Below are 13158 nucleotides of genomic sequence, written 5' to 3' on the forward strand. Positions count from 1 at the left end.
ATGAAGAACGCCCGCACCGACTGGGAGAACCGAATCGGCCAGCGCACCGACCCCACCTTCGGTGGTGACGCCCCGCGGCTCGACCCGCCGACCCACATCCGGGCCGAGGCGGGCGGCCAGCAGGTCACCCTGACGTGGGACGAGGTGCCCGGCGCCGTCGGCTACCAGGTCTACGCCGCCGACGAGCCCTACGGCGACTACCAGCCGGTCGACCACGCCGGCCGCGACGTGCTCGCCGTGCCGCACCCGCCGTACGCCGACACGACCGGCACGCCGGAGCGGGAGCGGTGGTACCGCGTCGCGACGCTGACCGACGTGCACGTCGAGGGCGAGCTCTCCGGCCCGGTGGCGGCGACCCCGCTGCCGGCGGCGAGCTCGCCGGTCGTGGTCGCGGTCGACGCGGACCGCGCCACCGGGGAGCTCCACCGCCCGTGGCGGCCGATGATCGGCAGCGAGCACCTCTCGCACGCCCTGTCGACCGACACGACCGGCGGCCGGGTGATCGGCGAGGAGCTCAGCTCCGCGCTGTCGGCGGCCCGCACGGAGCTCGGCGTGACCCACGTGCGGGCGCACGCGATCCTCAACGACGACGTGGGCGCCTACCGCGAGGTCGACGGCGAGCCGGTGCACGACTTCACCGGCGTCGACCGGGTCTACGACCACCTGCGCAGCCTCGACCTCTACCCGGTCGTCGAGCTGTCCTTCATGCCGCGCGACCTCGCCTCCGACCCGGCCAAGACGGTCTTCGAGTACGAGGCGATCGTCTCCCCGCCCAAGGACTGGCAGCGGTGGCACGACCTGGTCCGCGACCTGACCCAGCACCTTGCCGACCGCTACGGCCTCGAGGACCTCGTGGAGAACTGGTCGTTCGAGGTCTGGAACGAGGCCAACCTCGAGGTCTTCTGGTCGGGCACGCCCGCGGAATACCTGAAGCTGTACGACGTCACGGCCGCCGCCGTGAAGGCGGTCGACCAGCGTCTGCGGGTCGGCGGGCCGTCGTCGGCCGCGTCCGGCTGGGTCGAGGAGCTGCTCACCCACGCCGACGAGTCCGGTGCACCGGTCGACTTCGTCACCACCCACACCTACGGCTCGCCGCCGCTGGACTTCCGGCCCGCGCTCGAGCGCCACGGCCGCGAGGGCGTGCCGATCTGGTGGACCGAGTGGGGCGTCACGCCGACCCACTTCTACGAGGTCAGCGACGCCGTCTTCGCCGGCACCTTCCTGCTGCGTGGCATGGCGTCCGCGATGCGCGACCGCCGGATCGAGGCGCTGTCCTACTGGGTCGTCTCCGACCACTTCGAGGAGCTCGGGCGGCCGCCGGAGCTGCTCCACGGCGGCTTCGGCCTGCGCACGGTCGGCGAGCTCCGCAAGCCCCGATGGTGGGCGCTCGCCCTGCTCGAGGCGCTCGGCGAGCAGCAGCTCCAGGCCGAGGTCTCGGGCGACGGCGCGGACTCCCTCGTGGAGGCGCTCGCGGCCGCCGACGACGGGGGAGAGGTGACGGTCCTGACCTGGAACCTCACCCTCGACCAGACCAAGGCGTCCGGCGCTCCGGGACTGTCCCGCCGCGTCCGGGTCGAGGTGCGCGGCCTCGCTCCCTCGACGTCGTACGTCCTGCGGCACGAGCGGGTCGACGACGAGCACTCCGACATCGCCGCGGTCTGGGGCCGGATCAAGGAGGCCGACCAGGCCTGGCCGACCGACGAGCAGTGGGCAACGCTGCGCGAGGCCGACCGGCTCGACGTGCTGGCCCCCGACTCGGAGGTCACCGCCGACGCCGACGGCTCGCTGGTGGTGGAGTACGACCTGCCGATGCCGGCGATGTCGCTGCTCACGCTGACGCCGCTGCTCGCTGGTTGAGGTGCGAGCGCAGCGAGCCTCGAAACCACGGTGGACCGGGTTTCGAGGCTCGTCGCATGCGCTCCTCGCACCTCAACCAGCGGGGGATCCGTCAGTCGATCACGTCGACGTGCACGTGGTCGCGGTGCTCGAGGATCCTCCGGTCGCCCCGCGAGGACGACGGCACGCGGTAGTCGGTCCAGCCGTCGTCCGAGCGCGAGCCGGCGTGCCAGATCCGGTCGTCGAAGATGATCGTGTTGACGTCGAGGCGGTCTGCGTTGGCCACCAGCCACGTCGCCATCGCCCAGCCGCGCTGCTTGTTCTCGGCGTTGATCGGCCGCACGAAGACGTCGATCGCGCGGCCCTCGTAGTGCGCCGAGCCCTCCATGTGGCCGCTCGAGACGCCACCGGGCTCGAACCCGCCGAGCGACAGTGTGCCGAAGACGTCCTCCAGCTCCTGTCGTACGACGGCCGCGCGGGCGACCAGCCCGCTCGCGTCCAGCGAGTCGCTCGCCTCGTCGGCGTCGCCCGGCACCTCGCACCACATCGACCGAGGTGAGTTGCCCGTCAGCGCCGAGGCGAGGGCGCGACCATCCTCCTCGTGGTCGGCGTACGCCCCGGGGTAGGCCGAGCGCTGCACGGCCTGGGCGGCCTCGGTGATCTCCATCTCGCGGTAGCCGTCGACCTTGGCGAGCGCGTCGTAGAAGGCGTTGGTCGCGTAGACGGGATCCATCAGCTGCTTGACCGAGCCCCAGCCCTGGGAGGGCCGCTGCTGGAAGAGGCCGACCGAGTCGCGGTCGCCGTAGTCGAGGTTGTAGAGCTTGGACTCCTGGAAGGCGGTCGCGAGCGCGATGCTCGCGGCGCGCGCCGGCATCCCGCGCTCGATCGAGATGGCGGTGATCAGTGCGGCGTTCTCGGCCTGCTCGAGGTCGACGTCGACGGTGTGCCCGTCGACCTCCGCGGTGCAGCCGCTGGTCTGGAGCAGGGTCGGCACGCCTCCGCGGTCGACGATCACGAACACGGTCGCCGCCGCGCCGAGGGCCACCACTGCGCCGACGACGGCAGCACGCAACGACGGCACGGACGGTCCCGGGCTAGTTGGCGTGCAGCGCGGCGTTGAGGGCGATGCCCTCGCCCTTCCACGCCACGGCCTCGACGGCGCCGCTGACCGAGTTGCGACGGAACAGCACGTTGCTGGCACCCGAGAGGGTCGCCGCCTTGACCACCTGCGGCTTGCCGTCGATGTCCTTGATGGTGACCTTGGTGCCGGCGGTGACGTAGCAGCCGGCCTCCACCACGCAGTCGTCACCGAGGGAGATGCCGATGCCGGCGTTGGCGCCGATCAGGCAGCGCTCGCCGACCGAGACGACCTCCTTGCCGCCGCCCGACAGCGTGCCCATGATCGACGAGCCGCCGCCGACGTCGGAGCCGACGCCCACGACGACGCCGGCCGAGATCCGGCCCTCGACCATCGAGTTGCCGAGCGTGCCGGCGTTGAAGTTCACGAAGCCCTCGTGCATGACGGTCGTGCCCTCGGCCAGGTGGGCGCCGAGGCGCACCCGGTCGGCGTCGGCGATGCGGACGCCGGTGGGCAGGACGTAGTCGGTCATGCGGGGGAACTTGTCGACGCCGAAGACCTGCACGACGTGGCCGGGTACGACCATCCGGAGCTTGCCGCGCACCTTCTCGAAGCCCTCGACGGCGCACGGGCCGGCGGAGGTCCACACCACGTTGGCGAGCAGGCCGAAGATGCCGTCGAGGTTGACGCCGTGGGGCTTCACGAGGCGGTGCGAGAGCAGGTGGAGCCGCAGCCAGACGTCCTCGGTCGAGACCGGCGCGGAGTCGAGGTCGTCGATCTCGACCAGGCGGACCACGCGGGTGGTGCCGCGCAGGTCGTCCTCGCCACCATCGAGGTGGGCCAGGGCCTCGGACGGGCCACCCTCGGTCGCCCCGAGGACGGGGGAGGGGAACCACGCGTCGAGGACGGTGTCGCCGTGGAGGGTCAGGAGGCCGTAGCCGGAGGCAGCAGTCACCCGGCAAGGGTACGGAAGCCACCCCATCGGGTGACTACTGGCCGGTGCGACCGTCCACGCACTCGCGGACCAGGTCGGCGTGCCCGCAGTGCCGGGCGTACTCCTCGACCATGTGCACGATGATGTCGCGGACCTCCGTCGGGTCGCCGTGCACGTCGACGACGGTGTCGAGGTCGGTGCGGTCGAGGACCTCGCGTGCGTAGGCGATCTCGTCCTGCCACAGTGCGTGCGACTCGCGCACCAGGTCGTCGTCGACGTCGGGGAAGTTGAACCCGGTGTCGCCGCCCTCCTCCTGGAACAGCCGCGGGATGTCCATGCGCTCCTCGATCACCCGGCGGAACCAGCTCTGCTCGACGCGCGCCATGTGGCGTACGAGCCCGAGCAGGGAGATGTTCGACGGCGGCACCGACTTGGTTGCCAGCTGCTGCGCGTCGAGCCCGTCGCACTTCATCGCCAGCGTCCGGCGGTAGTGCTCGAGATAGCCGACGAGGCACTCCTTCTCACCCTTCGTCGGCTGCAGGTCCTGCATCCGGGGGTCCTGGTCCTGGGGCAGCCACATGCCGTCGAAGTTCATGGGGCAACCCAACCGCATGCGGTCGGCGGGCGCGAACGCATAACGTGCCGCCATGGCGTCGGGCGAGCTGATCGTGCTGTTCGGCCCGCCGGCCGTCGGGAAGATGACCGTGGGGCGCGCGGTCTGCGAGGCCTCCGACTTCCGGATGTTCCACAACCACCACACGATCGAGCCGCTGCACGAGGTCTTCGGCCAGCAGAGCCCGGCCTTCCGCACCCTCAACGGCGAGTTCCGCCGCCGGGTGATCGAGGAGGCGGCGGCGAACGACGTACGACTCGTGTTCACCACCGTCTGGAACCTCGCCGGCGAGCGCGACGCCGACTACTTCCGCGAGCTCGTCGCGCCCTACACCGACCGCGGCCTGCCGGTCCGCTTCGTCGAGCTGTACGCCGACCTCGGCACGCGGCTCGCCCGCAACGACGGCGCCGACCGTCTGGCCGCCAAGCCCTCCAAACGCGACCTCGCCGCCTCCGAGGCCCACGTCCGCGAGCAGGAGGTGGCCTTCACGATGAACACCTCGCCCGACATCTCGCTCCCCGCCGACCGGGTGCTCGCCGACTTCCCCCACCTCCGGCTCGACACCACCCACCTCGCCCCGGCGGAGGCCGCGGCCCGCATCCTCGCGATGTAGTCCAGTGGCGAGTGGCTGCCCTTGCCCGATAGTTCAGTGAGATGTGGTCGTCAGATAGCCGCTCAGACGACCATTGGCCACTGGACTACCCCGACGAAAGCGGGAAGATCCGTCCTGTGGATATCGGCTGGGAGGTCGTTCCAGCGGGAAGCCTCAACTCATGTACACCCCGCCGCCCTTCCACGAGCGACGCCCTGACCTCGTCCTGCCGGTGCGCTCGGACCCCACCGGCGTTCGGGGGCCGACGCGTGGCGAGGCGCGAGGGCCGCGCTGGCGTACGACGAGTCGGGGCCTGGTCGTTCCCGCGACCGTCGAGCGGACCGCGGGTCAGAGGGTCGTCGAGGCCGCTGCCGTGCTCGGCGAGGACGAGGCGGTCACGGGGTGGGCCGCCCTGCACTGGGGTGGCGCGGCATGGTTCGACGGCACTCGCGACGGCGTCGTACCTCTCGAGGTACCGGTCGTGGCACGGCGCCACCTCGTCGCCCAGGACGGATTCGCAGTCAGCCAGGAGTTCCTCCACCCCGACGAGATCATCGTGGTCGATGGGCTCCCGGTCACGGTGGCAGTGCGATCGGTCGTCTACGAGATGCGGTACGCCGCCAGCCTGGGCGACGCGATCGTCGCGCTCGACATGGCGTGCTACTCCGACAAGGTCTCGCTCGCAGAGGTGGCGACCTACATCCGCGATCTGGGGCCGGTCACCGGGATCCAACAAGCCCGCGACGCGCTCGCCGAGGGCGAGGAGAACTCGTGGTCGCCCCAGGAGTCGAGGATGCGCGGGGTGTGGACCCGTCGAGCCGGCCTTGCGAGGCCGCTGTGCAACGCCCCGGTCTTCACCGTCGACGGACGGCACGTCGGCACTCCGGACTTCCTCGACCCGGAGCTGGGGCTGTCGGGGCTCTACAACGGGAGCGAGCACCTCACGCTCGTTGGAGCGTCTACGGACCTCAAGCAGGAGGCTGCCTACCGCGACCTCGGGCTCGAGCCGATCGTCATGCTCTCAACCGACTGGCTCGACCTCGACGCCTTCGTCGAGCGCATCCATTCGGCTGCGCGTCGCGCGCGGTCGGCACGCGGGCCGCGGCGGTGGACCGCCGACCCACCGCCATGGTGGACGCCGACACACACCGTCGCCCGTCGCCGCGCACTGGACGACGCCGAGCGCGCCCGGCTCCTGCGCTACCGGCGGGCCGCCTGACTCTCGTTCGACCGGCCGGCGGACCCCGACCCACCACACCGGCGTACTCCAGTGAGATGTGGCTGCCGGGGTAGTCCAGTGAGTTGTGGTCGCCAGGACACACTCATGCCAGCCGTTCGCCACTGGACTACCCCGACAGTCCAGCCACTCGCCACTGGACTACCCCGCCCGGGGCGAACTGATTGGCGCGCCCGCGCGCGAGCGCCGTACGATCGGGGCAGGCGCTTGAGCCGTCATCAGCGGTGAGCCTCGGGAAGAACAGGTACGGCGATCCGGCCGCGGCCCCACTAGAACCCGACGGGTACGGCCCGACACAGCCGCAACGAAGCGGGGATCTCCGGATCCCAAGCGAGGTGGTACCGCGGCACACGTCGTCCTCGTGTCATAAGACCGAGACGTACGACGCACCGCGAGGAGCACCCCAGATGGCCTACCCCAAGGTCTCGCACACCGACGCCACCACCGTGGCCAGCAGCCCACGCTTCCCGGCGATCGAGGAGGCGGTGCTGGCGTACTGGGAGTCCGACGACACCTTCCGGGCGAGCGTCGAGCAGCGCGACGCGGGCGAGAACGGCACCAACGAGTTCGTCTTCTACGACGGCCCGCCGTTCGCCAACGGCCTGCCGCACTACGGCCACCTGCTCACCGGCTACGTCAAGGACCTGATCCCGCGCTACCAGACGATGCGCGGCCACAAGGTCGAGCGCCGCTTCGGCTGGGACACCCACGGCCTGCCCGCCGAGCTCGAGGCGATGCGCCTCAACGGCATCAAGACCACCGACGAGATCGTCGAGCTCGGCATCGAGAAGTTCAACGAGGCCTGCCGCCAGTCGGTGCTGAAGTACACCGGCGAGTGGCGCGACTACGTCACCCGCCAGGCGCGCTGGGTCGACTTCGACAACGACTACCGCACCATGAACCCGGAGTTCATGGAGTCGGTCATCTGGGCCTTCAAGCAGCTGCACGAGAAGGGCCTGGTCTACGAGGGCTTCCGCGTGCTGCCCTACTGCTGGCAGGACGAGACGCCGCTGTCCAACCACGAGCTGCGGATGGACGACGACGTCTACCAGATGCGGCAGGACCCGGCCGTCACCGTCGGGTACGACGTCACCACCGAGGGCCCGCTGAAGGGCGTCAAGGTCCTCGTCTGGACGACGACCCCGTGGACCCTGCCGTCCAACCTCGCCGTCATGGTCGGTGAGGACATCGACTACGTCGTGGTGGACGTTGACGGCACGCGCTACCTGATCGCCGAGGCCCGCCTGGCGTCGTACGCCCGCGAGCTGGGCGACGACCCCGAGGTCACCTGGCGCGGGAAGGGCGCCGACCTCGTCGGTCTGGAGTACGCCCCGCCCTTCTCCTACTACGCCGGCCACGCGAAGGCCTTCCGCCTGGTGCCCGCCGAGTTCGTCACGACCACCGACGGCACCGGGCTGGTGCACACCGCCGGCGCCTTCGGTGAGGACGACAAGGTCGTCACCGACCGCGAGGGCATCGAGGCCGTCATGCCGGTCGGCAAGGACGGGCGCTTCACCTTCCCCGTCGTCGACTACGAGGGCATGCAGGTCTTCGACGCCAACCTCCAGATCATCGACCACCTCAAGGCCGCCACCAGCGGCGAGGCCGCGGGGAGCGTCACGCCCGGCACGGTGCTGCTGCGCCGCGAGACCTACGACCACTCCTACCCGCACTGCTGGCGCTGCCGGCAGCCCCTGATCTACAAGGGCGTCTCGTCGTGGTTCGTCGAGGTGACCAAGGTCAAGGAGCGCCTGATGGCGCTCAACCAGGAGATCCGCTGGGTCCCCGAGCACATCAAGGACGGCCAGTTCGGCAAGTGGCTGGAGAACGCCCGCGACTGGTCGATCACCCGCAACCGCTTCTGGGGCTCCCCGGTGCCGGTGTGGAAGTCCGACGACGAGCACTACCCGCGCATCGACGTCTACGGCTCGTTCGAGGAGATCGAGCGCGACTTCGGGCGGCTGCCGCGCGACAAGGACGGCAACCCCGACCTGCACCGGCCGTTCGTCGACGAGCTGACCCGGCCCAACCCCGACGACCCGACGGGCAACAGCACGATGCGCCGCGTCACCGACGTCCTCGACGTCTGGTTCGACTCGGGCTCCATGTCGTTCGCCCAGGTGCACTACCCGTTCGAGAACAAGGACTGGTTCGAGCACCACTTCCCGGGCGACTTCATCGTCGAGTACATCGGCCAGACCCGCGGCTGGTTCTACACGATGCACGTCCTGGCGGGAGCGATCTTCGACCGCCCGTCCTTCTCGACGTGCCTGAGCCACGGCATCGTGCTCGGCAACGACGGCCAGAAGATGTCGAAGTCGCTGCGCAACTACCCCGACGTGCGCGAGGTCTTCGACCGCGACGGCGCCGACGCGATGCGCTGGTTCCTGATGTCGAGCCCGATCCTGCGCGGCGGCAACCTCGTCGTCACCGAGCAGGGCATCCGCGACTCGGTGCGCCAGGTCCTGATCCCGCTGTGGAACAGCTGGTCCTTCTTCAGCCTGTACGCCAACGCGGCTGGTGACGGCGCCGGCCACGACGCCGTGTGGCGGACCGACAGCGCACACCCGATGGACCGCTACATCCTGGCCAAGCTGCGCGACTACGTCGCCGCGATGACCGACCAGCTCGACAACTACGAGGTGGCCGCGGCGTGCGACTCGACGCGCAGCTTCCTCGACGTGCTCACCAACTGGTACATCCGTCGCTCCCGCGACCGCTTCTGGGAGGAGGACGCCGACGCCTTCGACACCCTCTACACGGTGCTCGAGGTGGTCTGCCGGCTCACCGCGCCGCTGATGCCGCTGACGACCGAGGAGGTCTGGCGCGGTCTCACCGGCGAGCGCTCGGTCCACCTCACCGACTGGCCCTCGGTCGACGACCTGCCCGCCGACGCCGGCCTCGCGGCGTCGATGGACACCGTCCGCGACGTCTGCTCCGCCGGCTCCGCGCTCCGCAAGGCGGCCAACCTCCGCAACCGGTTGCCTCTGCAGTCGCTGACGGTCGTCGTGCCCGACGCCTCGTCGCTGGGCGGCTTCGAACAGCTGGTCGCCGACGAGCTGAACCTCAAGCAGGTCAGCCTCCTCGACCTCGACACCCCCGAGGCGGCGTCGTACGGCGTCGAGCAGCGGCTCACCGTCAACGCGCGCGCCGCCGGACCGCGGCTCGGCAAGGACGTCCAGCTCGCCATCAAGGGCTCGAAGACCGGCGACTGGTCGGTGGCCGAGGACGGCACCGTCACCGCAGGCGGCCTGGCGCTGGTGGAGGGGGAGTACGCCCTCGACACCGTCGCCGGTGACGCGTCGGGCGGCACCGCGACCGGCGTGCTGCCGCGCGGCGGCTTCGTCGTCCTCGACACCGAGGTCACCCCGGAGCTCGAGGCCGAGGGCACCGCCCGCGACCTGGTCCGTGCGGTCCAGCAGGCCCGCAAGGACGCCGGCCTGGCCGTCTCCGACCGCATCGCGCTGACCCTCGCGGGTCCGGCCGAGACGCTCGACGCGGCGCGCACCCACGAGGCGCTCCTCGCCGAGGAGACCCTCGCCACCTCGGTGTCGTACGCCGACGCGGCCGAGGTCGCCGTCGAGGTCGCGAAGGCCTGAGCCCCCACCCACAGGTCCAGCACAGGTGGGAGCCACCTCCGTCACAGACCGCACCGCCAACCTCTCCTCCGAGGCCGCTCCGTCCCCCGCGGGGCGGCCCACCAGTCGAAGGAGAGGTCCGTGCGCGTGGGTTGGCCTGCCAAGAGGTTCTCGACCAGGCGGAGCAAGGTGGTGGCGGGCGCGGTCCTCGCGCTCGCCGTCGCCGCGAGTGCGGGAGGGTGGCTCTGGCTCCGGCCGGACGCCGAGGCTGTCGCTGCCTCGACGACGCAGACCGTCGCCACCTCGACGCTGAAGGAGACCGTCACCGCCAGCGGCACGCTGCGGGCCGCGCGGAGCGAGGACCTGTCGTTCGCTGTCTCCGGCACGGTCCGCGCGGTGCTGGTCGACGAGGGCGACCGGGTGAAGAAGGGCGCGGCGCTGGCCCGGGTGGACGCCACCTCGCTCGTCGCCGCGCGCACCGCCGCCCGGTCGTCGTACGACGCCGCGCTGGCGCAGCTCGACGAGGACGTCGACGACGGTGCGTCCGACGTGCAGGTCGCCGCCGACCGGTCCTCCGTCGTGGCCGCGCGCTCCTCGTGGGTCGAGGCGCGCGAGGCCGTCGACGACGCAGTGCTGCGGGCGCCGATCACCGGCACCGTGGTCGCGCTCGACCTCGCCGTCGGCGACACCGTCGGCTCCAGCAGCACCGGCGCGAGCACCGATCCCGCGTCCGGCAGCGACACCACCTCGACCTCGACCGCGCAGGTCACCATCGCCACCGCGCGCACCTTTGCCGTCGACGCCGAGGTCGCGGCCGCCGACATCGACGGCGTGAAGAAGGGCCTCCAGGTCGAGCTCACCGTCAGCGGTGTCGACGAGACCGTCTACGGGACCGTCGCCTCCGTCGGCGCGGTCGCGGAGACCAGCACGAGCGGCGCCGCGGTCTTCCCGGTCGTCGTCGAGGTCACCGGTCGCCGCACGGACCTCTACGCAGGCAGCACCGCCGACCTCTCCATCATCGTCTCGCAGCGCACCGACGTGATCACTGTGCCGACCCAGGCCGTGGAGACCGAGGACGGACGGGCCTACGTCACCGTCGTCGTCGACGGCACCGAGGAGCGGCGCGACATCGAGATCGGCCAGGCCTCGGGCGCATCCACCGAGGTCACCGACGGCCTCGAGGTCGGCGACACCGTCGTGGTGCCGGGCTTCACCGGACCGGGCGCAGGAAACGGCACGGACCGCGGCGGCCAGCAGGGCTTCCCCGGCGGCACCCCGCCGAGCGGCTTCCCGGGCGGCCAGATGGGCCAGATGCCGGGGGCTCCCCAGTGAGCGCCATCATCGAGCTCGCCGACGTCCGCAAGTCCTACGGCACCGGCGACGCCGAGGTCCACGCCCTGCGCGGCGTCGACGCCCGCGTCGACGAGGGGGAGTACGTCGCCGTCGTCGGCCCGTCCGGCTCCGGCAAGTCCACCCTCATGCACATCCTCGGCTGCCTCGACCTGCCGACCGCGGGCCGCTACCTGCTGGCCGGCGAGGACGTCTCCGGCATGGCCGAGGAGCAGCTCGCCGACGTGCGCAACCGCCGTATCGGCTTCGTCTTCCAGCAGTTCCACCTGCTGCCGACCCTCTCGGCGATCCGCAACGTCGAGCTCCCGCTCGTCTATGCAGGCATCCCCGGTGACGTACGACGACAACGCGCCCTGGCCGCCCTCGAGCGGGTCGGCCTCGGGCACCGCACCGACCACCGTCCGGGCGAGCTCTCGGGCGGGCAGCAGCAGCGGGTCGCCGTCGCGCGAGCGTTGGTCACCGAGCCCGCGCTGGTGCTGGCCGACGAGCCGACCGGCAACCTCGACTCGACGTCGACCCACGACGTGCTGGGCCTGCTCGACGAGCTCCACGACGCGGGTCGCACGATCGTGCTGATCACCCACGAGCACGAGGTCGCCGCCCGGGCGAGCCGCAACCTCGTCATCGACGACGGCGCGATCACCTCCGACGTACCCACCGCGCGCTCCGGCCTGGTGGTGCCGTCGTGAGCTGGTCGGAGACCCTGCGCACCAGCCTCGAGGCGGTGCGGGCCCACCGGATGCGTTCCCTGCTCACGATGCTCGGCATCGTCATCGGCATCGCGTCCGTCATCCTCACTGTCGGCCTCGGCCAGGGCGCGCAGAAGGAGGTCCGCGACCAGATCGACGCACTGGGCCGCAACCTGCTGATCGTCTCGCCGGGCAGCAGCACCGACAGCTCCGGCATGCGCGGCGGCTTCGGCTCGGCCTCGACGCTCGACCTCGACGACGCCACCGCGATCGCCGACGAGACCGTGGCGCCCGACGTCGCCGACGTCGCCCCGGTGACCACCAGCCAGTTGTCGGTCACTGCCGGCGACACCAACTGGACGACCCAGGTCTCCGGCACGACGACCTCGTGGCTCGACGTCCGCGCCCGCACCGTCGCGTCCGGCCGGTTCTTCACGCAGGCCGAGGCGGAGTCGGGTGCCGACGTCGTGGTGCTGGCCTCCGACACCGCCGGTGAGCTCTTCGACCGGGGCAGCCCGGTGGGCCAGACGGTGCGCGTCGACGGCACTGCGCTCACCGTCATCGGCGTCCTCGAGGAGTCCGGCGCCTCGAGCAGCGGGCAGTCCAGCGAGGACGACCAGGCGGTCGTGCCGCTCGCGACCGCGGCCCGGCTGACCGGGACGTCGTCGACGTCGCTGTCCACGATCTACGTCGAGGCCACCGACTCCACGACGCTCAGCGCGGCCTACCAGGAGGTGCAGGCGCTGCTGCTCAACCTGCACGACGTCAGCAGCGACGAGGCCGACTTCACCGTCTCCACGCAGGACTCGCTCGTCGAGACCGCCAACTCGACCAACGAGACGATGACGGTCCTGCTCACCGGCGTCGCGGCGATCTCGCTGCTCGTCGGCGGCATCGGCGTCATGAACATCATGCTCGTCTCGGTCAGCGAGCGCGTGCAGGAGATCGGCCTGCGCAAGGCGCTCGGCGCGACCCCGTCCTCGATTCGCCGGCAGTTCCTCCTCGAGGCCTCGGTCCTCGGCCTGGTCGGCGGACTGCTCGGCCTCGGGCTCGGCATCGTCGGCGCGCTCGTGCTGCCGTCCCTGATCGACCAGACGGTCACCGTCTCGGCCCTCGCCGCGGCCGGCGCGGTCGCCACCGCCCTCGCCCTCGGCATCGGCTTCGGCGTCTACCCCGCCGGCCGTGCCGCCCGGCTCACCCCCATCGACGCGCTCCGCAGCAGCTGAGCCACCACCTCGCAGGAGACCACCC

10 protein-coding genes are annotated in these 13158 nt (G+C 71.3%); 7 read left to right on the plus strand and 3 right to left on the minus strand.

The window, feature by feature from the left end:
- A complete protein-coding gene (locus J2X46_RS08125) occupies positions 1-1857 on the plus strand; it encodes a GH39 family glycosyl hydrolase (RefSeq protein ID WP_310249185.1) in 1857 nt (618 codons plus the stop codon).
- 91 nt (positions 1858-1948) lie between these two features.
- Here J2X46_RS08125 and J2X46_RS08130 read toward each other — a convergent pair whose 3' ends face one another.
- Genes J2X46_RS08130 through J2X46_RS08140 form a run of 3 tightly spaced genes read right to left on the minus strand, consistent with a single transcriptional unit; the run spans position 1949 to position 4443 of the window.
- The gene (locus J2X46_RS08130) at positions 1949-2917 is read right to left on the minus strand and encodes a hypothetical protein (RefSeq protein ID WP_310249002.1); all 969 of its coding nucleotides are present in this window, start codon (positions 2915-2917) and stop codon (positions 1949-1951) included.
- A 13-nt stretch (positions 2918-2930) separates the two neighbouring features.
- A complete protein-coding gene (gene dapD / locus J2X46_RS08135; protein WP_397213420.1) occupies positions 2931-3896 on the minus strand; it encodes a 2,3,4,5-tetrahydropyridine-2,6-dicarboxylate N-succinyltransferase in 966 nt (321 codons plus the stop codon).
- Positions 3897-3903: 7 nt separating this feature from the next.
- Positions 3904-4443: a DinB family protein gene (locus tag J2X46_RS08140; RefSeq protein ID WP_310249006.1), complete on the minus strand. Its 540-nt coding sequence runs from the start codon at positions 4441-4443 to the stop codon at positions 3904-3906.
- A 52-nt stretch (positions 4444-4495) separates the two neighbouring features.
- Here J2X46_RS08140 and J2X46_RS08145 point away from each other — a divergent pair, with 52 nt between their 5' ends.
- The 6 genes from J2X46_RS08145 (at position 4496) to J2X46_RS08170 (ending at position 13133) form a co-directional block, all read left to right on the plus strand.
- Positions 4496-5074 carry a hypothetical protein gene (locus tag J2X46_RS08145; protein ID WP_310249007.1) on the plus strand — a complete coding sequence of 193 codons (579 nt, stop codon included), beginning with the start codon at positions 4496-4498 and terminating at the stop codon, positions 5072-5074.
- A gap of 160 nt (positions 5075-5234) precedes the next feature.
- Positions 5235-6272, plus strand: a complete 1038-nt coding sequence (locus tag J2X46_RS08150; RefSeq protein WP_310249008.1) for a hypothetical protein — start codon at positions 5235-5237, stop codon at positions 6270-6272.
- Positions 6273-6697: 425 nt separating this feature from the next.
- On the plus strand, positions 6698-9889 hold the full coding sequence (gene ileS / locus J2X46_RS08155) for an isoleucine--tRNA ligase (protein ID WP_310249011.1): 3192 nt from the start codon (positions 6698-6700) through the stop codon (positions 9887-9889).
- 120 nt (positions 9890-10009) lie between these two features.
- Positions 10010-11200 (plus strand): efflux RND transporter periplasmic adaptor subunit, encoded by a 1191-nt coding sequence (locus J2X46_RS08160; RefSeq protein ID WP_310249013.1) that lies wholly within the window; start codon positions 10010-10012, stop codon positions 11198-11200.
- Positions 11197-11907 carry an ABC transporter ATP-binding protein gene (locus J2X46_RS08165; protein WP_310249015.1) on the plus strand — a complete coding sequence of 237 codons (711 nt, stop codon included), beginning with the start codon at positions 11197-11199 and terminating at the stop codon, positions 11905-11907. The genes J2X46_RS08160 and J2X46_RS08165 overlap by 4 nt, the downstream gene beginning before the upstream one ends.
- Complete coding sequence (locus tag J2X46_RS08170; protein WP_310249017.1) at positions 11904-13133, plus strand: ABC transporter permease; 1230 nt, start codon at positions 11904-11906, stop codon at positions 13131-13133. The genes J2X46_RS08165 and J2X46_RS08170 overlap by 4 nt, the downstream gene beginning before the upstream one ends.
- Positions 13134-13158: the final 25 nt, after the last annotated feature.

The sequence above is a fragment of the Nocardioides sp. BE266 genome, assembly GCF_031457855.1.
Taxonomy (GTDB): Bacteria; Actinomycetota; Actinomycetes; order Propionibacteriales; family Nocardioidaceae; genus Nocardioides.

Coding starts and splice junctions, on each gene's coding strand:
- J2X46_RS08125 (WP_310249185.1), top strand. CDS start 1: ATGAAGAACGCCCGCACCGACTGGGAGAACCGAATCGGCCAGCGCACC.
- dapD (WP_397213420.1), bottom strand. CDS start 3,896: ATGGGGTGGCTTCCGTACCCTTGCCGGGTGACTGCTGCCTCCGGCTAC.
- J2X46_RS08140 (WP_310249006.1), bottom strand. CDS start 4,443: ATGAACTTCGACGGCATGTGGCTGCCCCAGGACCAGGACCCCCGGATG.
- J2X46_RS08145 (WP_310249007.1), top strand. CDS start 4,496: ATGGCGTCGGGCGAGCTGATCGTGCTGTTCGGCCCGCCGGCCGTCGGG.
- J2X46_RS08150 (WP_310249008.1), top strand. CDS start 5,235: ATGTACACCCCGCCGCCCTTCCACGAGCGACGCCCTGACCTCGTCCTG.
- ileS (WP_310249011.1), top strand. CDS start 6,698: ATGGCCTACCCCAAGGTCTCGCACACCGACGCCACCACCGTGGCCAGC.